18 protein-coding genes are annotated in these 21922 nt (G+C 58.5%); 11 read left to right on the forward strand and 7 right to left on the reverse strand.

The window, feature by feature from the left end:
* Nucleotides 1–48: 48 nt before the first annotated feature.
* The gene (locus tag Enr8_RS04170) at nt 49–741 is read left to right on the forward strand and encodes a hypothetical protein (RefSeq protein ID WP_146429338.1); all 693 of its coding nucleotides are present in this window, start codon (nt 49–51) and stop codon (nt 739–741) included.
* Nucleotides 742–1089: 348 nt separating this feature from the next.
* Nucleotides 1090–1743, forward strand: coding sequence for a hypothetical protein (locus tag Enr8_RS04175; RefSeq protein WP_146429339.1), 654 nt, complete (start codon nt 1090–1092; stop codon nt 1741–1743).
* 10 nt (nt 1744–1753) lie between these two features.
* Here the strand turns inward: Enr8_RS04175 and Enr8_RS04180 are convergent, their stop codons facing one another.
* The 3 genes from Enr8_RS04180 to Enr8_RS04190 all read right to left on the reverse strand — a co-directional run bounded on the left by Enr8_RS04180 (nt 1754) and on the right by Enr8_RS04190 (nt 4722).
* The gene (locus Enr8_RS04180; protein ID WP_146429340.1) at nt 1754–2263 is read right to left on the reverse strand and encodes a hypothetical protein; all 510 of its coding nucleotides are present in this window, start codon (nt 2261–2263) and stop codon (nt 1754–1756) included.
* A 78-nt stretch (nt 2264–2341) separates the two neighbouring features.
* Complete coding sequence (locus tag Enr8_RS04185; RefSeq protein ID WP_146429341.1) at nt 2342–3448, reverse strand: pyridoxal phosphate-dependent aminotransferase; 1107 nt, start codon at nt 3446–3448, stop codon at nt 2342–2344.
* 74 nt (nt 3449–3522) lie between these two features.
* Nucleotides 3523–4722, reverse strand: coding sequence for a phosphohexomutase domain-containing protein (locus tag Enr8_RS04190; RefSeq protein ID WP_146429342.1), 1200 nt, complete (start codon nt 4720–4722; stop codon nt 3523–3525).
* Nucleotides 4723–4935: 213 nt separating this feature from the next.
* Here Enr8_RS04190 and Enr8_RS04195 point away from each other — a divergent pair, with 213 nt between their 5' ends.
* The 7 genes from Enr8_RS04195 (at nt 4936) to Enr8_RS04225 (ending at nt 13366) form a co-directional block, all read left to right on the forward strand.
* Nucleotides 4936–5358, forward strand: a complete 423-nt coding sequence (locus tag Enr8_RS04195; RefSeq protein ID WP_146429343.1) for a hypothetical protein — start codon at nt 4936–4938, stop codon at nt 5356–5358.
* Between the two features lie 3 nt (nt 5359–5361).
* Nucleotides 5362–5760, forward strand: a complete 399-nt coding sequence (locus Enr8_RS04200; RefSeq protein WP_146429344.1) for a TadE/TadG family type IV pilus assembly protein — start codon at nt 5362–5364, stop codon at nt 5758–5760.
* Between the two features lie 10 nt (nt 5761–5770).
* Nucleotides 5771–6307, forward strand: coding sequence for a TadE/TadG family type IV pilus assembly protein (locus tag Enr8_RS04205; protein ID WP_146429345.1), 537 nt, complete (start codon nt 5771–5773; stop codon nt 6305–6307).
* Nucleotides 6308–6322: 15 nt separating this feature from the next.
* The gene (locus tag Enr8_RS04210) at nt 6323–7426 is read left to right on the forward strand and encodes a vWA domain-containing protein (RefSeq protein WP_186767422.1); all 1104 of its coding nucleotides are present in this window, start codon (nt 6323–6325) and stop codon (nt 7424–7426) included.
* 74 nt (nt 7427–7500) lie between these two features.
* Complete coding sequence (locus Enr8_RS04215; RefSeq protein ID WP_146429347.1) at nt 7501–9456, forward strand: methyl-accepting chemotaxis protein; 1956 nt, start codon at nt 7501–7503, stop codon at nt 9454–9456.
* Nucleotides 9457–9647: 191 nt separating this feature from the next.
* Nucleotides 9648–11900, forward strand: a complete 2253-nt coding sequence (locus tag Enr8_RS04220) for a PSD1 and planctomycete cytochrome C domain-containing protein (RefSeq protein WP_146429348.1) — start codon at nt 9648–9650, stop codon at nt 11898–11900.
* An 11-nt stretch (nt 11901–11911) separates the two neighbouring features.
* Nucleotides 11912–13366 (forward strand): DUF1501 domain-containing protein, encoded by a 1455-nt coding sequence (locus tag Enr8_RS04225; protein ID WP_146429349.1) that lies wholly within the window; start codon nt 11912–11914, stop codon nt 13364–13366.
* Nucleotides 13367–13507: 141 nt separating this feature from the next.
* Here Enr8_RS04225 and Enr8_RS04230 read toward each other — a convergent pair whose 3' ends face one another.
* The 3 genes from Enr8_RS04230 to Enr8_RS04240 all read right to left on the reverse strand — a co-directional run bounded on the left by Enr8_RS04230 (nt 13508) and on the right by Enr8_RS04240 (nt 17086).
* Nucleotides 13508–14587 (reverse strand): glycosyltransferase family protein, encoded by a 1080-nt coding sequence (locus tag Enr8_RS04230; RefSeq protein WP_146429350.1) that lies wholly within the window; start codon nt 14585–14587, stop codon nt 13508–13510.
* Between the two features lie 121 nt (nt 14588–14708).
* Nucleotides 14709–15566 (reverse strand): UDP-2,3-diacylglucosamine diphosphatase, encoded by an 858-nt coding sequence (locus Enr8_RS04235; protein WP_246119941.1) that lies wholly within the window; start codon nt 15564–15566, stop codon nt 14709–14711.
* Between the two features lie 548 nt (nt 15567–16114).
* Nucleotides 16115–17086: a 3'-5' exoribonuclease YhaM family protein gene (locus tag Enr8_RS04240; RefSeq protein ID WP_146429351.1), complete on the reverse strand. Its 972-nt coding sequence runs from the start codon at nt 17084–17086 to the stop codon at nt 16115–16117.
* 278 nt (nt 17087–17364) lie between these two features.
* Between Enr8_RS04240 and proS the strand changes: the two genes are divergently transcribed.
* The gene (proS, locus tag Enr8_RS04245; RefSeq protein WP_146429352.1) at nt 17365–18885 is read left to right on the forward strand and encodes a proline--tRNA ligase; all 1521 of its coding nucleotides are present in this window, start codon (nt 17365–17367) and stop codon (nt 18883–18885) included.
* Between the two features lie 93 nt (nt 18886–18978).
* On the opposite strand, the gene Enr8_RS04250 is transcribed toward proS, so the two are convergent.
* Entirely contained in the window at nt 18979–19995 is a 1017-nt protein-coding gene (locus Enr8_RS04250; RefSeq protein WP_186767494.1) for a DUF1559 family PulG-like putative transporter, read from the reverse strand.
* Nucleotides 19996–20498: 503 nt separating this feature from the next.
* Between Enr8_RS04250 and Enr8_RS04255 the strand changes: the two genes are divergently transcribed.
* Complete coding sequence (locus Enr8_RS04255) at nt 20499–21842, forward strand: porin (RefSeq protein ID WP_186767423.1); 1344 nt, start codon at nt 20499–20501, stop codon at nt 21840–21842.
* Nucleotides 21843–21922 lie beyond the last annotated feature (80 nt).

The raw sequence follows: 21922 nt of genomic DNA on the forward strand, positions 1-21922 counted from the left end.
GCGTGGTTTCCGTTCTCGAGATCATTGGAAGAGGCGGTAGAGGTCAACATGGGCTTCTTAAAACGATTTTTCAAAAACGTCTTTCACGATGGCGCGAGCATCCCAACTGGGAATAGCTTCGAACATCTGTCGGAAGAGCAGATCGAAACGCACTTGGGCGTGAATCGCTACAACGGCTTCGAGCTGACCGACGCCGTGCGACCTTCGTACGATTTGAAGGTGGTGCCGAGCCAAGGTTATCGACGCGACGTCTATCATGACGAAGAGACCCGCGCCAGCGTGCCGGTCCTGATGGCGGCCGCGACCAAGTCGGTCCTGTTCGACGTCTTTATGGACTTGCTCGAACCGCTGGGCGACGAAGTCGACGTCGTGCTCGAAACGAGCCACACCCGCGAAGGCGTCGGGCACGTTGATCTGTATCGCGAACACATCGATATGCCGGTGCTCAAGAGCATCTTGTGGGAGTACGAAGACTTGCTGTTGAATGATGGGTGCACCGGCATCGCCGTGCTCAACCCCAACATTCCGCTGGAAGTTCAGTTTGACGAACACAAGCTGTTGATTGTGTACGGCAACGAACTGACGGCCTTTGCCGAGATCCTGGATGATCGCCGGATCGAAAGCTGCGAAGAGATTCGCTTCATCACCGAAGCGGAACACGTTCACTCCTCGAGCGAAAAGTTCCAGCAGCAGTTTGAGGAACTGAAGATGCGTCTCGGAATGGATGGACACTACTGCTAACCACGCAGCCCGCAGACCCACAGTCGAACCATGAAAAGCTCTTGGCCTTGCCGCCAAGAGCTTTTTTCGTGCTAGCACCATCCATACTAACCCGAGGCGCGAGCCGAGGGAATGTGCGTCGACTTGCGAAGACGAGAGAGTCACAAGTTCTCGCACTGCCTAGATATTCAGCCTTTCTGCGCGATTCTAGCCAAATTCTCTCGGCTCGCGCCTCGGGATAGTTTTCCGCGTCGCTTCCAACCTGATCTTGCCGTGATCGCCTGTTTTTGCGAACCTTCTCCGCCCCCCTGGTCGGGGACGATCCGTTTCGATCGGTACACTTTGCGAACACAAGGCGCTTCCGGCGTGGTGCGACTGGCAATCCTGATCTCGATTCTGACTCTCTCAGTGGGCTGCCATGCGCTGCGGTTGCCTTCCTGGGTGGGAGCGGGCCGTCCGCCGGCTCAGCCGATTCAGAATCCGGCGTTCGTCCAGTTTGGCGACTACGAAGTCTTGTGGGAGCAGATCGTCGATGCGGTCGACGACAACTTCAAAATCCGTGACGAGCAGCGGGTGCGCCTGGTTGCCGGCCAGTTGACCGAGGGCCGGCTGGAGACCTTCCCGCTGATCGGTTCGACCATCTTCGAGCCATGGCGCACCGACTCGACCCGCGGTTACGAAAAGCTGGAAAGCACGCTGCAAACGATCCGCCGGACCGTGATCATTCGGGTCATGCCTGAGCAGGGCGGCTACCTGATCGACGTCGAAGTGCGGAAGGAACTGGAAGACTTACACGGGCGGAACACCGACGTCGCCGATCTCGATCTACTGCGGCACGACGGCACGCTCCGGATGGAGCAAGATGGAACGGTGCGCGAGACGACGACGCTGGGCTGGATTCCGATTGGGCGCGACTGCGAACTGGAGCAGCGCCTGATTCAAGATATTCAAGCTCGCCTGGCGGCATGCGGCGCCCCACCGCAAGAGCGGATGCCGTTGCGATTGCCGCCGCCGACCGAGTAAGCGTTCTGCTCTAGATCTCTAGCGTTTTGTTCGTCAGGCGTTGATCGTCGCGAATGCCGTGCAGCAGGATCTCTTTCAGCTCATCGCGACTGTGGCAGACTGCCCGAGGTTGGACCGTTTCGGGAGCGTCCTCGAAGTTCGCCTCTCGGAGGCTGACCGACGAACCATCCCGTTCCGAAGTCAGGATCAAGTTGCCGGCGTCGAGAATGCTGATCAGAAAATCGAGCAACGCAGGCGTCAGCTCATGTTCGACGTGGATCTTAAATTCTTCGACGTATTGCGGCTGGTAGTTGTCGCAAGTGACCTGGATGTTGGCGCCGTCGGTCAATCGGAGAAAACCGCGGGCGCCTTCGATCGGCTGCCCGGCCGCTTCGTCCAGAAGGGCCTTTACCGCCGTTTGTTCGGACGGCGTCATCGGCAAGTGTGGACGCTCCATCACGAGCTGACCGGTCGCGGGATCGATTCGTTCGATCGGGTCGCAACTCCAGTGTCGTGACGAAAGTCGGAGTTCGAGGCTCATTTCGAATCGCTCCGGTGGAGGAAAAGGTTCACTTCCACTCATTAGTGTAGCGATTTTGAGCTTCGCTGGCGAATCGAATTAACCTTTCGCCAACTTCCGCAGCGTCTCGACCCCCCGTTTCAGCGTCTCGTCCGCAGCGGCGTACGAAATGCGGAAGTGCGAATCCTGCCGACTGAAGATATTGCCCGGGATAATCAGTAGGTTGTTCTCGATCGCTTTGGTGACGAACTCGCTGCCCGTTCCCCATGGGGCTTTGGGGAAGATGTAGAAGGCGCCGTCGGGACGCGAAACTTCGTAAAGATCGCTGATTCCTTCCAGCATCATGTCGCGCTTCCGGGCATAGGCGGCGACATGCTCTCCCATGTCGACATCCAGCGCGGCGGCGCTGGCCCATTGGGCTGGTTGCGGAGCACAGACGAACGTGTACTGCTGCAACTTGATCATCGTTTCGATCACCGCCGACGGACCGTGCACGTACCCAACGCGCCAGCCGGTCATGCCATAGCTCTTGGAGAACCCGTCGATCACGATCGTTTGATCATTGAACTTGGCCGGCGAAACGAACTCGCCGTAGGTGAACGTCCGATAGATCTCGTCCGAGATCAGGGCGATGTTCTTCTCCGCCGCCAATTTGGCCAACCCTTCGACTTCCGCCGCCGAGGCGACGACGCCGGTCGGATTGGCGGGACTGTTCAGCAGGATCAGCTTCGTCTTGTCGGTGATGGCGGTTCGCACCTTTTCCAGGTCGATACGGAAGTCAGGATAGGTGCTCAACACCACCGGCACGCCGCCGACCAGTTTCACCAGCGATTCGTACATCACGAAGTAGGGATCGAAGATGACTACTTCGTCCCCAGGATTGACCAGGGCCAGCATTGACAAGACGAGCCCGCCGCTGGTGCCGGAGCAAACGAAATTGGTGCGGTCGCTATGGCCGAATTCGGCGTCGATCGCGGCCTGCAGTTTGTCGCGGAGGACCGGCATGCCTTGCGTCAGCGCGTAGCCATTCTTCCCCTGGTTGATCGCCGAGATCGCCGCCTCTTTGACCGGATCCGGAACGTCAAAGTCCGGCTGCCCGATCGAGAGGTTGATCGGGTCGGTCATTTTCGCCGCCAGGTCAAAAACTTTGCGAATGCCGCTAGAGTCAAAAGCGGCGGTACGATCGGCGATCCAAGGATGGCTCATGGGGCTTCCACAAAAAACAGAAACCGCCTTATCTGTGGGCGGCGAAGGAGCGAAATATCGAAACGCAGTATGACCTAGATCAACTGACTCGACAAGCTGCGGTCATCCCGGCTAAGGCGGGTCAAGAGGAGCGTTACGACCCCCAAAGCGTCGGCCGTCGGCAACTGGTTTCGCCACCAATAGCGACCGCTCGGCTCGACGCCAAGTTGGCAATCTTGCTCCAAAATCGTGGCGAACATGGCGCCGCGACCCGCGGCGGAGGGAACATGAGTGACGCCAGCGGGCGGTTCCAGCGGCGAGGCGACCCGGAGCGGTCGATCTTCCCAAGCGGCCGCTTCTTCGATCAGCAGGGGTGACAGTCGCGACGGCAGCACGCGATAACCGCGCTCTTCAAACACCTCGATCGACTCGCCGCAGCCGTCGATCCAAACGCCAAAATCGGCCTGCTGCCGCTGGATCGCCGCGGCAACGCGGACGCTTCGCTCGCCGCCGCTGGGGAGGACCGCCAGTTCGCAATTCGAGCGGTCGATCAATTGCCGCAGTTGGCGAATGGCGCCAAGCGACGGCGACTGCGCCACGAGCCGCAGGGGACGCAGCGCACGATGGTACGCGGCGTACCGCTGGAGGTAGGCCGACCCCAATTCGATTTCGCGCAGCACGCCTTGCCGTCGGGCCGGAGCGAGCGGCTGATGCGGAGCAAGGTGGCGCTGCAGTCGCGCCAGTTGCTCTTCGGTAAATGGGGCGCCGCCGCCGCCAAACAACGCAACCGCGATCTGTCGCAGGTCGCCGCTGGGCGTGCTTAGCAATAGGCCGCCGGCCAGGTTGCGTTGATCGATCGTCCAGGCAACTTCGGCGCAGGTCGGATCGGTCGCCAATTGAACGTCCAGGCCTGCTCTGCGCCAGATCGCGACGATCGCTTCGGCCTGATCGACGGCGGCCGAGTGGGCGGTCGCCAACAGCAAAGGGGCGCTGAGCGGCTGCGTTAAACAGCGACAGAAGGCGGCGGCGATCTGGGCGGCCACCGTCGGCGAGAACTCGTGGAAGAGGTCGGCGACGAGGCCTTCGTGCTGAAACAGCTGGGTGATGGGCGCCTGGGGAGGGACTTGTCGCCAAGCGTCGGCGATCTGGGCGGGGACGCCTGACTGGTCCTCACGCTGGGGACAATTGCGACACGCCGGATAGAACTGGGCTAACCGCGCTAAATGGGCGCCCCGGCTGATCGAGACAGTCTCGCCAGGGCAGCAAAAGGTCGCGTTTTCCCGCTGTTCGTTCATTGTGCGGGCACTCTACTCTGGCGGCGGCCTTGAGGTCAATCGAAACGTCTCCGGAAATGCCGATTCTGCGGCCGATGGCGACGGTAGCGCCTAGATTTTTGCACGATTTCGTGCGTGAAAGATGGCATCCGAACGATTTGTCATTAGCTGCGACCTACCTTTTGGGGTCAGACGCATTACTTGCGCGCTCGATAACAGTTAGTGAGAAATTCGATGAACCAACGTCGCGGAGCTCGATATGTCGATCCTTCGGTGCAAGGAGGGATCGTGCTGCGGATGCTGTTTTACTGGACCACGTTCTTCCTCGTCGGTCTGGCGATCGCATTCGCCGTGCAGGTTCTCTGCAATCCGTTGGAGCCGATGAGCGCCCACCTGGCGTCGGTTTGGCAAAACCAGGGGCCGTTTATCCTGGCGGCGTTCTGTCTGCTGCCGATTTACACGTTCGACCTGATTCGCTTCAGTCATCGCTTTGTCGGTCCGATTATCCGTTTTCGCCGCGTCGTCAATGAAGCGGTCGAAGGGGACGTTCCCCCGCCATTTAATCTGCGGGACAAGGACTACTGGAAGGAATTCGCTGTGGACCTAAACCGGCTGTTCGATCGTCTGCGTAGCGGACGAGCGCCGCAGGAGAGCTAGACGATGCGACGCCCCAAGACAAATCGATCGCGACGCGGTATGGCGGTGGCCGAATTGGCCATTTGTTTGCCGGTCGTCGTGCTGATCCTGATGGCGGCGATTCAGGGCGCCGAGATGATGTTCCTGAAACAATCGGTTGCGATCGCCGCGTACGAAGGTTGTCGCGCCGCACTACAGCCCAACGCCACCAATCAACATGCGCTGAGCGCCACTTCGTCGGTCCTGGCCGATCGCAATATTCAAGGGGCGAATATCGACCACTCCAATTTTGAAAACGCGAAAACCGGCAAAGACGTGACGATTTCGATCACGATTCCGGTCGCCGCGAATTCGACCCTGCAAGGTTGGATGTTTTCGCCACCGACGATTACGTCATCGGTCACGATGATGAAAGAGTACTAAGAGGCGTCCTATGTCGCATTACAAACCACAATTCGCCATTTGCCGCCTGGCCGAGCGTTGTCGAGCAGGCGTGCGTCGTTGCCTGGGAGCTGAGGCGAACTGTCGCAAGACGACGCTGGCGCCGAAACGCATTCGAACGCAGCGGCGTAGCGGTCTTCCGCATCGAACCGGCGCGGCGTTAGTTGAGTTGGCGTTCGCCGGCCCTATCCTGTTTATGTTCATCCTGGCCTGCTTTGAGTTTGGTCGTTTGACGATGATTCGCCACACCGCGGACAACGCAGCGTACGAAGCGGCCCGCTATGCAATGGTGCCGGGAGCGACTTCGGCCGAAGCGGTTGACAAGGCGACGCAATTGCTGGCGACGGTCGGCGCGCGGAAAGTCGAAGTCGACGTCAATCCGAAAGTGCTGGCCCCAGAGACGAAGACAATCACCGTGACGGTTCGCGTTCCGATTGCCGGCAACAGTTGGGTGGCGCCCAAGTATTTCAGCAGCTACGCGATCGAAGCGACCTCGCACCTGGCGACAGAACGCTACAACCCCGATTAGTAAATGACGTTCAAGATGAAATCTCGAAACAAACGCCCGGCAAATCGTCGCCGCGGCGCCATCCTTATCCTGGTCGCATGTCTGCTGCCGGTCATTTTGTGGATGGCGGCGTTCTGCGTCGATGTGGCGTACATGCAGCTGACCCGCACCGAACTGCGGATCGCAACCGACGCCGCCGCACGCGCTGGCGCACGAACCTTGAGTTTGGAGCAAGACGCAAGTCTGGCTCACGCCGCCGCGATTGAATACGCCGCCAAGAACAACGTCGCCGGCAATACGCTGACGCTCGCCGATAGCGACGTGCAGATCGGCTTGTCGGTCCGAAAGGACGACGAGGGCCGTTTCGAGTTCTCGCCCGGCGGTACGCTGCTCAACTCCATTAACGTGACGGGATGTCGAACGCAGCAAGCGCCCGATGGCGCCGTTCGGCTCTATTTGACTCCAATTTTTGGGCATGAGTTTTTTCAACCGGTCGCCGACGCGACCGCCTCGCAGATCGACCGCGACATTGCGTTGGTGGTCGATCGGAGCGGTTCGATGACGTGGCGTATCGATCGTAGGACCTACGAGTACGGCTGGCGAAGTAACGACCCTGTTCCAGCCCGAGCCCGCTGGTGGGCGCTGGTCGATTCGGTCGACGGCTTTCTGTCGGAATTGGAATCGACGCCCCAACTTGAGCTGGTTTCGTTATCGACCTACAACAGCGGCGCATCGATTAACAAAAACCTGACCGACAAGTACTCGAAGATCTCGAAAGCCCTCGACAAATATTCGAAACACTATCCCGACGGTTCGACCAATATCACCGCCGGAATGGATCGCGGGATCCAAACGCTGCAGAACAAGAAATACGCGCGTCCCTACGCGTCGAAAACGATGGTGGTGATGACGGATGGTAACCACAACTACGGCAGCAGCCCAACCAACGCCGCCTATGATGCGGCCGAGAACGACATCGTGGTCCATACGATCACCTATAGCAACAGCGCCAATCAATACTTGATGCGAGAAGTCGCCCGGATCGGCGGAGGCCAGCATTGGCACGCTCCCGGAGAAGAAGACTTGGAAGAAATCTTTCGTGAGATCGCCCGCAACGCACCGACGTTGTTGACGTATTAACCTTGTTCGCCCTCAGGCGACGACCCCTTAGAGTCCCAGACCAAACTTTTACTTTTGCGGCAGGAGCGAATAAAATGGCTAGTGCAGTAGTTCTTGAGAACCCGAAGACCGAGAAGAAGTCGAACAGCGCCACAGCGCTGCGCCAGGAGCTGGAATCGCTCAAGGCCGAAGTCGCGGCGATCAACAAATCGCAAGCGGTGATCGAATTCGAGTTGGACGGTACGATCATCACGGCCAACGACAACTTCCTGGACGCCGTCGGCTACTCGCTGGGCGAGATCCAAGGGAAGCATCATCAGATGTTCGTCTCGGCCGAAGTCGCTCGCAGCGGCGAATACCGCCAGTTCTGGGATCGTCTGAAAAATGGCCAATATGACGCCGGCGAATACCAGCGGTTCGGCAAGGGAGGAAAGGAAATCTGGATCCAGGCCTCTTACAATCCGATTCTGGATGAAAATGGTCGCCCGGTGAAGGTGATCAAGTTCGCCTCGGACATCACGGCCGAGAAAAACCGCGCCGCCGATTGCGAAGGCCAGATCGCCGCGATCAGCAAATCGCAAGCGGTGATCGAGTTCAACACGGATGGGACGATCATTCGCGCCAATGACAACTTCCTGCAGACGGTTGGCTATACCCTGCCAGAAATCGTTGGTCAACATCACCGCATGTTCGTCGAAGACGAGTATGCCCGCAGTCGCGACTACCAGGAATTCTGGAACCGTCTGGGCCGTGGTGAGTACGGTTCCGGCGAATACAAACGGGTCGGCAACGGCGGCAAAGAGATCTGGATTCAAGCCTCCTACAACCCGATTTTCGATCTAAATGGCAAGCCGTGTAAGGTGGTCAAATATGCCACCGACATCACCGCTCAGAAACTGGAAAGCGCCAACTTCTCTGGCCAGATCGCAGCGATCAGCAAGTCGCAGGCGGTGATCGAATTCAACATGGACGGGACGGTTATTGACGCCAACGACAATTTCCTGGGCGCCGTCGACTATTCGCGTTCGGAAATCGTCGGTCAGCATCACCGGATGTTCGTTGAAGACGATTACGCCAGAAGCCGCGACTACCAGGATTTCTGGGCTCGGCTGAACCGCGGCGAGTTTGACTCGGGCGAATACAAGCGAATTGGCAAAGGCGGGAAAGAAATCTGGATCCAGGCTTCCTACAATCCGATCTTCGACCTCAACGGCAAGCCGTTCAAAGTGGTCAAATACGCCTCGGACATCACCGCCCAGGTTAACCTGCGTCACGACATGGCGACGTTGATTGAAGACGTGAACGAGAACGCGAACCAGTTCAGCGCTACTTCCGGCACGGTCAGCGAAACCTCGCAGATGCTTGCTCAAGGCGCCCAGACGCAAAGCGCCGCCGTGGAAGAGATCAGCGCTTCGACGCAAGAGTTGATCTCGTCGATTAGCGGCATTCGCGATCGTTCGTCGGAAACCAATCGTCTGTCGGCCGACACCAATCAGATCGCCGTCGAAGGTGGTCAGGCGGTCACCAAGTCGGGCGAAGCGATGGACCTGATCAAGGCCTCATCGGAACAGATCAGCGAGATTATTCAGGTCATCTCGGAAATCGCCAGCCAGACCAACCTGTTGGCCTTGAACGCGGCGATCGAAGCGGCTCGCGCTGGCGAACATGGTCTCGGCTTTGCGGTCGTCGCCGACGAAGTTCGCAAATTGGCGGAACGATCGAGCGATGCGGCGAAGGAGATTTCGTCGTTGATCAAAGAGTCGACCTCACGCGTCAACAACGGCGTCGAGCTGAGCGCGCAGGCCGGAAACGCCCTGCAGCGGATTGTCGCTGCGGTCGAATCGACCTCGGGTAAGATCACCGAGATCGCCATCGCCGCCGACGAGCAGATGAATATGGCGAACGAAGTTTACGGCGCCATCCAGCAAGTTGCCGATGTGACCGAGCAGGCCACCGCCGCCAGCGAAGAACTGGCCGCCAGCAGCGAAGAATTGGGCGCGCAAGCGGTCGTCCTCCGCGACCTGGTCGACAACTTCGGCAAAAAGAATTAGTAACGTCTCGTTAATAGTTCATCAGAATGTCCATAAACGGCGCCCGTAATCCTACGGGCGCCGTTTTTTTTTTTTTCTTGGCGGCCGCACGTCCGGAAAACCACTGGACAATGGCGCCGATTTCGTCGAAACTGAAGGGAAACTCTGCACGATCCCGCCTAACGCGATTCCCTCCTGTCGCCGGAATTCTTATGCACCCGCCCGCTTTTGTTATCCGCAGCTCGCTCTGGCTATCGATCTTAGCGTTGGGCCTGTTTAGCAGTCAGGCGACGATCGCAGCAGACGGGGAGCCAACCAGTGCGGTTTCGCCCGACCATGCCGCCGAGATGAAGGCTGGACTCGCTCTCTTCAAAGCGAACGTAGGAAAGACGCTAACGGCCAGTTGTCTCCAGTGCCACGGCGGCGAAAGCGTCAAGGCCGACTTCGATCTATCAACCCGCGACAAGTTGCTAGAATCCGGCTATGTTGAGCCAGGCGACGCCGCCGGCAGTTACTTGCTGCCGCTGCTGCGTCATGAAGAAGAGCCGCACATGCCGCTGCGTGCCGAAAAACTCTCCGACGAATCGATCGCAGCCATCGCCAAATGGATTGACCTCGGGGCGCCGTACGATACGCCGCTAGTCGGCGAAGACTCCGCCGCGAAAGGGGCAGGGGATCAGGCGAGCGATTTCTGGTCGCTACAGCCGCTGGACACGATCGCTCCGCCGGCGACCTCATCCGACTGGACGAAGTCGCCGATCGATCGATTTGTGCTGGAGAGGTTAAACGAGCAAGGGATCGTCCCCAATCCAACGGCTGATCGCCGCACGCTGATTCGCCGCGTCTATTTTGACTTGATCGGGCTGCCGCCAACGCTGGAAGAGGTCGCTGAGTTCGCTGCCGACAAGGATCCGCAAGCTTACGAAAAACTGATCGATCGCTTGCTCGCTTCGCCCCAGTATGGCGAACGGTGGGCGCGGCACTGGATGGACGTCGCCCGTTTCGCCGAGTCGTTTGGTTACGAGCAAGACACCGACCGCAAGCACGCCTATCACTATCGCGACTTCTTGATTCAGTCGCTGAACGAGGATCTTCCTTACGATCAGTTTGTGGCGTGGCAATTGGCGGGGGACGAGATCGCTCCTGAAAACCCGCTGGCGCAGATGGCGACGGGGTTCTTGGGCGCCGGGGCGTTTCCGACGCAGTTGACCGAAGCGGAATTCGAACAGGCCCGCTATGACGAACTGGACGACGTCGTCGCCACGACCGGCACGGCGTTCCTTGGTTTGACGATCGGTTGCGCTCGCTGCCATGACCATAAATTTGATCCGATCTCATCGCACGACTATTACCGCATGGCCTCCACCTTCACGACGACCATTCGTAGTTTGGCGGAGATTGACGTGCCGACCGATGGAGAAGCGAAGCCGGTCACCGTACAGGTGAATACCGAAGGGGGAAAGAAGATTCCGCACCTGGCCGACAGTCGCGGCTTCCCTCATTTCTACACATCGACACACTTTCTGACTCGCGGCGACGTCACTCAGAAGGGTGAAGTCGCCGAGTTCGGTTTTCCGGCGGTGCTCACCTACGGGAATTCGCGCGAGCATTGGCAGGCGGAGGTAACGCCAGGCGAATCGGCTCTCAGCTATCGTCGCACGGCGCTGGCCAACTGGATTACGGACACCGAGACGGGCGCCGGCGGATTGTTGGCCCGCGTGATCGTCAATCGTTTGTGGCATCATCACTTCGGCCGCGGTATCGTCTCGACGCCGAGCGACTTTGGCGTCCAGGGAGACGCTCCCAGTCATCCCAAACTGCTCGAGTGGTTGGCGGTCGACCTGGTTCATAACGGCTGGCGACTGAAGCGGATGCACAAACAGATCATGACCAGCCAGACCTACATGCAAGCGAGCGCCGCATCGCCCGAGCAATTGGCGGCCGATCCGCAGAATGGGCTGCTGTGGCGGCATACGCCGAGAAGACTGGAAGCGGAGGCGATTCGCGACGCGATGCTGTCGGTCTCGGGAGAGTTGGATGCAACGATGTTCGGACCGGGGACGCTTGACGAAGGGATGAAGCGCCGCAGCATCTACTTCTTCATCAAACGGAGCAAGTTGATCCCGACCATGATGCTGTTCGACTGGCCGGAACACCTGGTCAGCATCGGCAGTCGCAGCGAAACGACGACGGCGCCGCAAGCGCTGTCGATCATGAATAGTCCGCAGACGCGGAGCTATGCCGAGAGCTTCGCGAAATCGCTGCCGACAGGCTCGCTGGAAGAGCGAATTGTCGCAGCCTACCAGAAGGCGGTTCAGCGCGATCCGACCGAACTAGAGCTGAAAACTGCCATTGCGTTCGTCGTCGCTCAGTCGAAGCGAGACGGAAAGGGTGGCGCAGACGGAGCTTTGGTTGACCTGTGCCAGGCGCTGTTTGGATTGAACGAATTCATCTACATCGACTAAAGGCGAAACTGATGCACGACATTCATACGCTGCAAACCCGTCGCCAATGGTTGGCTCGCTGCGGCGGAGGCGCTGGTCTGTTGGGCCTGGCGACGCTTTTGCAGGGCGAGGGTTTGCTGGCGGCCGATACGACGGCTCTGAATCCGCTCGCGCCGAAGCAGTCGCATTTTCCCGCCAAGGCGAAGCGGGTGATCTGGATCTTCGTCAACGGCGGTCCCAGTCAGGTTGATACTTGGGACTACAAGCCGGGGCTCGACAAATGGGCCGGCAAGTCGCTGAAAGAATTTGACGGCACGTTTGAAAACACGACCGGGTTCTTCCAGGATAAGGTCGGCAAGCTGATGCCGTCGCCGTTCAAGTTCACGCCTCGCGGCGAGAGCGGCAAGATGGTCTCGGAGATCTTTCCGAAGCTGGGAGAGCATGTCGACAAGATGGCCTTCATCCATTCGGGCTTCACCGAGTCGAATAACCATAGCCCGGCCTTGTTCATGATGAACACCGGGATGGCGCGGATGGGATTTCCCGGCGTCGGGTCATGGGTGACCTACGGATTGGGGAGTGAGAACCTGGATCTGCCTGGCTTCGTCGTGATGAGCGATCCGCTGAACCGCGGCTTGCCTAAGGGGAGCGCCGCCAACTGGGGCGCTGCGTTCCTACCGGGCGTTTATCAGGGAACCCATTTGCGGCCGAGTGGTCCGCCGATTGATAACCTCTCGCGTCCCGAGACGCTGTCCGTTGGCGGCCAACGGGCCCAGCTGGATTTGCTCAAGCAGTTGAACCAACAGCACTTCGCGGGGCGCCAGGCCGAGACCGAACTGGCGGCGCGGATCGAGAGTTTTGAGCTTGCCTATCGGATGCAGTCGACCGCTCCGGACGCGATCGACATTTCGCAGGAACCGGAACATATCACCAAGCTATATGGCGTCGACGAAAAACAGTGCGGGCACTTCGCCAAGCAATGCCTGGTTGCGCGGCGGATGGTCGAGCGAGGCGTGCGGTTCGTGCAAATCTATTCCGGCGGAATGGAAAACCAACGAAGTTGGGACGGGCACATCGACATCAAAGGGAACCACAGTCAGTTTGCCGGAGAAACCGATCAGCCAGTTGCGGCGCTACTGACCGATCTCGCCCAGCGGGGGCTGTTGGACGAGACGCTGGTGATCTGGTGCGGCGAGTTCGGGCGATTGCCGATCGCCCAGACCGGCGAGAAGCCGGGCCGCGATCATAACCCGCATTGCTTTACGGCCTGGATGGCCGGCGGCGGCGTCAAAGGAGGCGTCAGCTACGGCGAGTCGGACGAAGTCGGCTACAAGGCGATGGTCGATAAGGTGCACGTCAACGACCTGCACGCAACGATCCTGCATTTATTGGGCATGGATCACGAGAAGCTGACCTACAAGTACAACGGTCGCCGCTTCCGACTAACCGACGTCGCCGGCGAAGTGCTGCATCCGATCATTGGTTGAGACTCATAGCCCGAGGCGCGAGCCGAGCGAATGTGCCAGGCCCAATAATTGGCTTGATGCCGCTGTTCTAGCGAGATGGACAACGCATTCATTGCCACGAAGACGTGACAACGGCGACGTGGCAACGGCGCCCTTGAAGTATTACGCCGGCAAGTGCTTTTGAATCGCCGCCAGGGCTGACGGGTTGCCGTTGATTTGGCCCCGGAACGTGTTCAAGTTCTGACGGAACTGCGCCAGGCGTTCCATGAAACTGGCGAGATGCTTTTTCGAGAAGCTTTCGATCGTCGACCAGTCGCCGACGCCCATTTGCCGCAGAAAGTGCGAATTGATCATTTGCTCGTGATGCGATTCTTCCGGCAACGCCAAGACTGGTTTGCCGAGATAGATCGCTTCGCCAAGCGACTGATTGCCGGCGGCGCCAACCATCGCGTCGCAACCAGCCAAGTCGCGGACGAAGCCATCTTCGCTGATGTCGAAGAACCGCAGATTGCCTTGATCTTTTTGTTTGCCGAGGCCGTAGACTCGCACTTCGCGGTCGCAGCCTTTCAGCAGTTCGATCGCTTCCGGCGGCATCGAGCGGCGGACGTACGACAGCAGGTAACCTTGTTCGCTTGTTTGCGCCTCTTCCAGCTCTTTGCGGAGCAGGGGACCGACCTGGGTGACGTTCTCCCAGCCGGGACGCAGCGGCGAGGTGAAGAAAGAGGAAACGATCGTCTCGGCATGATCGACGTGGTGCGCCTTGACGACGAAGCTCATCATCCAGGCATACCACTGGAGCGTTTTCGGCAAAGTCGAAAGATCGTAGGCGAGCAGGAAGTCTTGGTGGTTCAGGCTGATCACCGGAACGCCGGTCTTACTGGCCGCTTTGGGCAAGATCGGCTCGAAGTCGGTAATGACCAGGTTCGGCTCTTCGCGGCGAATCGTCTTGGCCATATCGCGGGCGAAGCCGTTCAGCCTGGCCAGAAAGCCGAGGCCGCGGAAGATCGATTTCGACAGGTCCAAACGACCGCGGGTATAGTAGAACCGAAGCCCAGGAAGGCGACGAACCTCGACGTTGGGCGTGTGGGCGTTGTCGTTGTAGATCGGCGCGAGAAAGTCGTACGCCTGATCTGGGGCGAGGAGCACCATTTCGTGCTCTGGTCGAAGGCGTTCGACCATGGTGCGAACGCGGGCCGCATGGCCGCGTCCTTCGCCCGACATACTGTAAAATATTTTCGCCACGGTTCGTTTCATCCTCTAATAGAATCAACGGTCGTTGATAATTCTATCGATCTCAGGCCGGGATCGTCGAGTCGAACTTGAAGGTATTCGGTTTAGTTTCGGTCTTTATTCAAGCGTGGTCTTATACGCTGACGGGCGCCGCTTGTTCTGAGCCGATCAACATGTTGCGCAGGATCTCCCCTTGTTCTAATACGAACTCCGAGGAGTCGTCGATCGAAACGGCGGTTTCTGCGTGTTGCATATCAACGATTTCCAGCCGCCCATCCTCATACTCAATCAGCGCGGTTGCGTTTTCGATCCAGTCGCCGGTGTTGCAATACATGACGTCGCCCCGCTGATCCATCGCAGGCGTATGGATATGGCCGCAGACGACCCCTTGGCAGTTCTGGTCGCGGGCATGATTGACCAGGTTGGTCTCGAAGTCGCTGACGAAGGTGACCGCCGCTTTGACCCGCTTTTTGACCATCGCGGCTAGCGGCAGGCCCCGCAACTTGAAATAGCGCCGCCAGTCGTTGATTCGCTGGTTCAGCCAACACAAAGAGTCGTATGCGAACGAACCAAGGACCGAGAGCCACTTCGCTTTCGTCTCGACCTGATCGAACTTGTCGCCATGCGTCACCAGAAAGCGGCGGCCGCGGGGACAAGCGTGGATGAATTCGTCGGAGATCTCGACAAAGCCGAAATTGAAATGAAAATCGCGTAAGAAGTCGTCGTGATTGCCCGGAGCATAGCGGATCTTTGAGCCCGCCTCCGACATTTCAAACAGGCGACTCAGGATGGCGTTATAGATAGGCTCCCAATGCCAACGTTTACGCAACCGCCAGCCGTCGATGAAATCGCCGACGATATAGACGTAATCGGGATCGTGCCGATTCAACAGGTCGAGCAGCGGCTCGACGCGTGCGTACCGACAACCGAGGTGAACGTCGCTGATGAATAGCGTGCGGACGCGGCTGGTCTTCATGGCTTGGCGATTCATGGCGGGGTCCCTCCCGGCCCTTGTTGCTTATGGGGGTTGGTTCGTTATAACAGCGCGCCGTCGATGGCGTCTTTCCCAACCTCCTTAGAATCGTCGTCGCCGACCGCGTGTACTGCGTGAATGCGGGGTGAATCTCTGGTAAAGGGTTCTTTTAGACTTCTTCAAGAAGTCGTTTGCTGTGAACCGGCTAAGTGAGACGCCAAACTCGTAACTCTCATTTGCAGATAAGGTTACGATGGTTCGCAGGCAATCAATTGCGTGGAAAACTTCGCGCATAAAAGAAGAGGCGAGCCTATGCGACTCGCCTCCAAATTCAGACATCCAACTTTTTCCGCCCCATCGATCCGCCGCGCATCGCAGGTCGCCGGAAGAGCGTTAGTGGAACGATTGTCCCATTAGCAGTCCGTTGATTTTCTCGACGGACTGCGTGATCGCAGGGATGCGATCCCAAAATAGCGATGTAAGTCGTTATTTTGCGAGCCGCGAAGAGCTACGCTCTGAGCCTGGCGAGGTTGGAAAATGCCACGATGGCATTTTTCAACAGGCAGTTAGCTGGACGGCTCTCCCTTGTAGAGCTTTCGCCCGATCGACGAATGGTAGATCGTCCAGGGGCTGTCGGTGTTGACGTCTTCCTTCATTAACTGACCGTAGCTGATCACATGGGCGTCGAGCGTATCGAGATAGTTAAGCGCCAAAGCTTCGAGCGTCATCGGCACCTTGGGACTGCCGAACTCAAGCTTGCCATGATGGCTGACCACCATGTGTTTGACGCGCAGGACCAGCTCTTGCGGAATCGCCTCGCCGCCGAGCTTTTCGGCCTCGGCCGCTTTCTGGTCGATTAGGCTGACGCCCATCACCAGGTGACCGATCAACTGGCCTTCGTCGCTGTAGGACAAACCTTTGTCATACGACAACTCGTCGATCTTGCCCAGATCGTGCGTGAACGCGCCGATCAGCAGCAGGTCGGCGTCGACCTGCGGATAGAACGGGACGATTGCCTGGGTCACCTTCATCAGGTTGACGACATGTTCCAGCAGGCCGCCATGGTAAGCGTGGTGGTTTTTAACGCCGGCCGGAGCGCGGCAAAACCGCTGCATGAACTCTTCGTCGATCAGGAAGCACTCGGCCAGGTTTCGCAGGTGCGGGTTCTTCATGGCCCGCAGCATGCCAGCCAACTCACCGCGGAGGCGATCGATTTCGGCGCCGCCGAGTTGCACAAAGTGGGATTCGTCGACATCCTTGGGGTCGACCCGGTCCAGGCTGGTGACGATGATTTGCATCGCGCCGTTGTAGAACTGCGAGGTTCCCTGGACTCGAACGTAATCGCCATCCTCAAACTTGCGATAGACGTGGTCATTGGCGTTCCACATCATGCCGTTGACCTGCCCCGACTTATCACTGATCTGCATCTGCAGATAAAGATTGCCTTGGCGATTGGGGCGAAGCTGTTTGCTGGAAACGAGATAGACCTCGTCGATTGTTTCGTTTTCGCCCAAACTGGCGATTTCGCGTCGCGACATCTACTGCTCTCTCTCGCTGACTGACCCAGAAAGGGTCTTTCTTCATTAATACGCCGCATCGTTAGGCTGGCAAACGACACGGGAAAAGTGCAGGATTCTAGGGGGGGGATCATATTCCTTCAAGGACGTAACCCTGCCCAAGGGTGGCATTTGTGGAGAAATGCGCCTAATCGCAGCGAGATCCCCCCGAGGAAGCCGCGTTGTCACCATGAACTTATATCCCCTAGAATGCGACCTTTACCCGGTTAGATAAAATTGCAAGGTGAAGAAGTATTCCCATGGCGAAGGCTCCCCAAAACGCGATTTCTCCGACGCGAGCCGATGATTATCCCGAGTGGTATCAGCAGGTGATCAAGGCGGCCGATCTGGCCGAAGTCTCGCCGGTTCGCGGCTGCATGGTGATTAAGCCGTGGGGATGGTCGATCTGGGAAAACATGCAGTCGGTCCTGGACGGCATGTTCAAAGAAACTGGCCACGAAAACGCCTACTTTCCGCTCTTTATCCCGATGAGCTACCTGGAAAAAGAGGCGGAGCATGTCGACGGTTTCGCCAAAGAATGCGCCGTCGTAACGCATCATCGCCTGGAGCCGGGCCCCAACGGCGGTTTAGTGCCGGCTGGTAAGTTGGATGAACCGCTCATCGTTCGCCCGACCAGCGAAACGATTATCGGGGCGATGTACGCGAAATGGGTCCAGTCGTATCGCGATCTGCCGATCTTGATCAATCAATGGGCCAACGTCGTCCGCTGGGAACTGCGGACCCGCATGTTCCTGCGAACCGCCGAGTTCCTGTGGCAAGAAGGGCACACCGCTCACGCGACCGCCGAAGAAGCGATCGCCGAAACCCGACAAATGCTGGAGGTCTACGCCGATTTCGCCGAGAACTACATGGCGATGCCGGTGATAAAGGGCGAAAAAACGTCTTGGGAGCGTTTCCCTGGCGCGTCGATGACGCTCAGCATCGAAGCGATGATGCAGGACCGCAAAGCGCTGCAGGCCGGTACGTCGCACTTCCTGGGGCAAAACTTCTCGAAGGCCCAGGAGATCAAGTTCCAGTCGCAGGAAGGGACCGAGGAATACGCCTGGACGACTTCGTGGGGCGTTTCGACTCGTCTGGTCGGCGGCTTGATTATGACTCACAGCGACGACGACGGGCTGATCTGCCCGCCGCGTCTGGCGCCGAAGCATATCGTGCTGCTGCCAATCTACCGCAGCGACGAAGAGCGAGCGACCGTCCTGGCGTACGTCGATCAATTGAACGCCGAACTGAAGAGAGTGCAGTATCACGGCGCTCCGATCCGCGTGCTGGTCGACGACCGCGACATCCGCGGCGGCGAAAAGACCTGGCAACATATCAAGAAGGGAGTGCCGTTACGTGCCGAAATCGGCCCGCGCGACGTCGCCGGCGACAGCGTCTTTCTGGCCCGCCGCGATCAGTCCCCCAAAGATAAGAAGGGAACGCCGAAAGCGGAGCTAGTCGCCACGATCACGACGCTGCTCGACGAAATCCAGGCCAATCTCTACAACCGGGCGAAGCAGTTGCGAGACGAAAACAGCCGCACGATCGACAAGCTGGAAGATCTGGTCGCCTATTTTACGCCGAAGAACAGCGACCGCCCCGAGATTCATGGCGGTTTCGCCTATTGCCACTGTGCCGACGACAAAGCGGTCGAAGAAGAGCTGAAGAAGCTGAAGCTGACGGTTCGCTGCATTCCGATCGAAGGAGAGGACGAACCGGGCCAATGCATCTTTACCGGCCAACCGACGCAGCGTCGGGCGGTGATCGCCAAGGCGTACTAGTCGCTGCGGCGCTTGGCAGGGGCCATCTACGAAAAGAGGCCGCAACCAGTTGGTTCCGGCCTCTTTGTTTTTCAAGCTGCTGGGAGTCGCGACTTACGGCATCTCAAAGACGGTCGCGTCCGCCATGCCGTTCAGCTGAATCCAGACAATATCGTCGATGGTCAACGGAATCGCTTTGACCGAACCGTCTCCCAGGCCGCAGAGAATCACGTTGTGGGCCGTCGAGGCGCCAAACTCGGAGGCGTTGATCTCTCCAGCCGCCATGTAGACGGGGGTGATCAGCTGGGGACCGGTCGCGATTCCGCTGGCGCCGGTGTAGCCGGACGAGTCGCCATCGTAGTCGATCCAGCCCAAAGCTTGGCTGCCGCTGCCGGTGTGGTAAGCGCCAACCAGGGCGGTCCGGGCGTAAGCGTCGCTCAGGAAGCGTTCGTCGCCGCTCGTCGCGTCATAGCCAGCGACGGTCGTTTCTGAGATGTAAATCGTGTTGGACGCGCCATCTTTAACTTGAGCGTTCTTCGTCGAACGACCCGGACGGAAGACGCCGTTGAGATCCATACGAGCGCCGCTGTTGAGCGGCGTCGTCGACCAAGCTGCTGGACGACCAGCCGAAGCGGTGTACTGGTTGCCGGTCGTCAAGTTGGAAACGTAACCTTCCGAGCCAGCGTAGTTCGACGGGGTGAAGGCGCCCAGTTCGGTCCCTGGTTCGCCATTGGCGTCCGACGGACAGACCAGAAGCTCCAATTTCGTGCCCAGCAACGACGTATTCGTGCCAGACACGGCCGGAATGCCGAAATTCAGGCGATCGTGCAGCGCCGACTGTTCAACTTCGGGCAGAATCTGGGCGATCCAGCTGAAGTGACCAGCAGTTGTGGAGGATTCGGAGACGGTGGAGGCCATCGGCAGCGAACCATGAGTCGCCTCATAGTTGTTCAAGGCCAACATCAAGTTCTTTTCATTGTTCGTGCACGAGGCGCGGCGAGCCGCTTCGCGAGCTTGCTGCACCGCCGGAAGGGTCAAACCGACCAGGATGCCGATGATCGCGATCACGACCAAAAGTTCTACGAGGGTAAAACCGCGACGCAGGCGGTTACCCGGGACGTGGCGCAACATAAATAAGAGCCTTCCGGAATATCGAGTGACTGTCGGATGAGGAGTGGAGGAGGAGCTGGTCCCTGAAGGTTTCATTGTGCCCCAATTATTCGCACGCCACAAGAGAATTGCCAGCCTCGGTTTCCGTAAGGCTATCAATCCCCCCAAGCGATGCAAAAAGGGCCTCGCTGGCGGATTGTATACCCCGCAGGGGGAGTCTTTGCGCGATTTGTGACAGTTTTGGGTGGTTTGTATCCGCCTAGGAGAGATGCGTGGAGTCTGTTGGTCACGCAAAGATGTTCTAGCGCTAGTGAGATCTTTAGATTCTGCGGGCTTTGATCTCGATAAACCCATTAAACCTGCATCAGGTGCGAATGGCTGCGCTCGAGGCGGAATGCCGACGGCGGCGCTCCCGAAGCGGAGAATCGGGAAGCGTGGCGTTCAAGCTGAAGCAGCCTCATAGGTATCGCGGAGGCGATTCCCTGCGTCGAATAAGTAAATCCTGGGATTTGGAGGGAGTTCAGATGAAAACGGATTGGAAGCGGGCATTGCTCGCTGTCGGCATGCTGGTCGGATCGACCGGTTTCGCCGTTGCTCAACAACCCGGCTACTACAATGCCGGTAAAGTGAGCTACGTTGGCGAAGCTGTCACCGTCAGCGATTGCGGATGTGCCACGGACACGGCTTGTGGCTGCGACACTTCCTGCGGTTGCAGCACGGGCTGCGACAGCTGCTGTGGAATCGATTGGTTCCCCTGCTGCGAACATGGCGATCAATGGCAGCTTTTTGGCACCAATGATTGCGGACTGACGATTGGTGGTTGGGTTTCGGCTGGCTTTTATGCCAACGCCGGCGGCGTGAAGTCGAACACGGGTAACGCCCCGGTTCCTTTCCGCGGCATCTCCAACACGCCGACGGTCGATCAGGTTTGGATCTACGCCGAAAAGGCCGCGGACGCCGAAACCTACTGCTTCGACCTTGGTTATCGTGCTGACTTCGTCTGGGGCGCCGACGGTCCTGACACCCAAGCGTTTGGCTACGGTGATCGCTTCCGCTGGGACAACCGTTGGAACACCGCTCAAGACAGCGGAGACGGCACCGCTCTGTATGGCTCGGCCATTCCGCAGTTGTACATGACGGCCGCTTGGAGCGATTGGGAATTGAAGGTCGGTCACTTCTACACCACCATTGGTTACGAAGTCGTTACCGCTCCTGACAACTTCTTCTACTCGCACGCCTACACGATGAACTACGGCGAGCCGTTCACCCACACCGGCGCCATGCTGACCTACAGCGGCTTTGAAGACGTCACCTTCAATGGTGGTTGGGTTCAAGGTTGGGACACCGGTTTTGACAACTGGGAAGCTCAGCAGATGTTCCTGGGCGGCGTCAGCCTGACCCTGTCGGAAAAGGCGGCCCTGACCTGGCAGTGCGTCGGCGGTTCGTTCGGTAAGAACGGCGGCGACAGCTACATGAACAGCTGGGTGTTCACCTACGATGTCGGTTGCGGTTGGAGCTATGTCTTCCAGCACGACCTTGGCACCCAGTACAACCTGACCGGTCAAGATCCGGAAGCGGTTTACTGGTACGGCATCAACCAGTACCTGTTCAAGGAAATCAACGACTGCTGGAAGGTCGGTACCCGTATCGAATGGTTCGACGACGAAGACGGCGCCCGGGTCGGCAACGGCGGCGGCGACTACTATTCGTTCAGCATCGGCGCCAACTGGACTCCGAACGCCAACCTGATGGTTCGTCCGGAACTGCGTTGGGACAAGTTTGACAACAACGACGGCTCGACGCCGTTCTATGACGGCACGAAGGACAATGGCTTCTTCGGCGGCATGGACGTGATCTTCATGTACTAAGGTACGATCACGGGTTGTCTAACGACAAAACGAAAAAGCCGCCAGGGCCGTCCCCCTGGCGGCTTTTTTCGTTCTTGACG

It is taken from the genome of Blastopirellula retiformator, from assembly GCF_007859755.1.
Classification (GTDB): Bacteria; Planctomycetota; Planctomycetia; order Pirellulales; family Pirellulaceae; genus Blastopirellula; species Blastopirellula retiformator.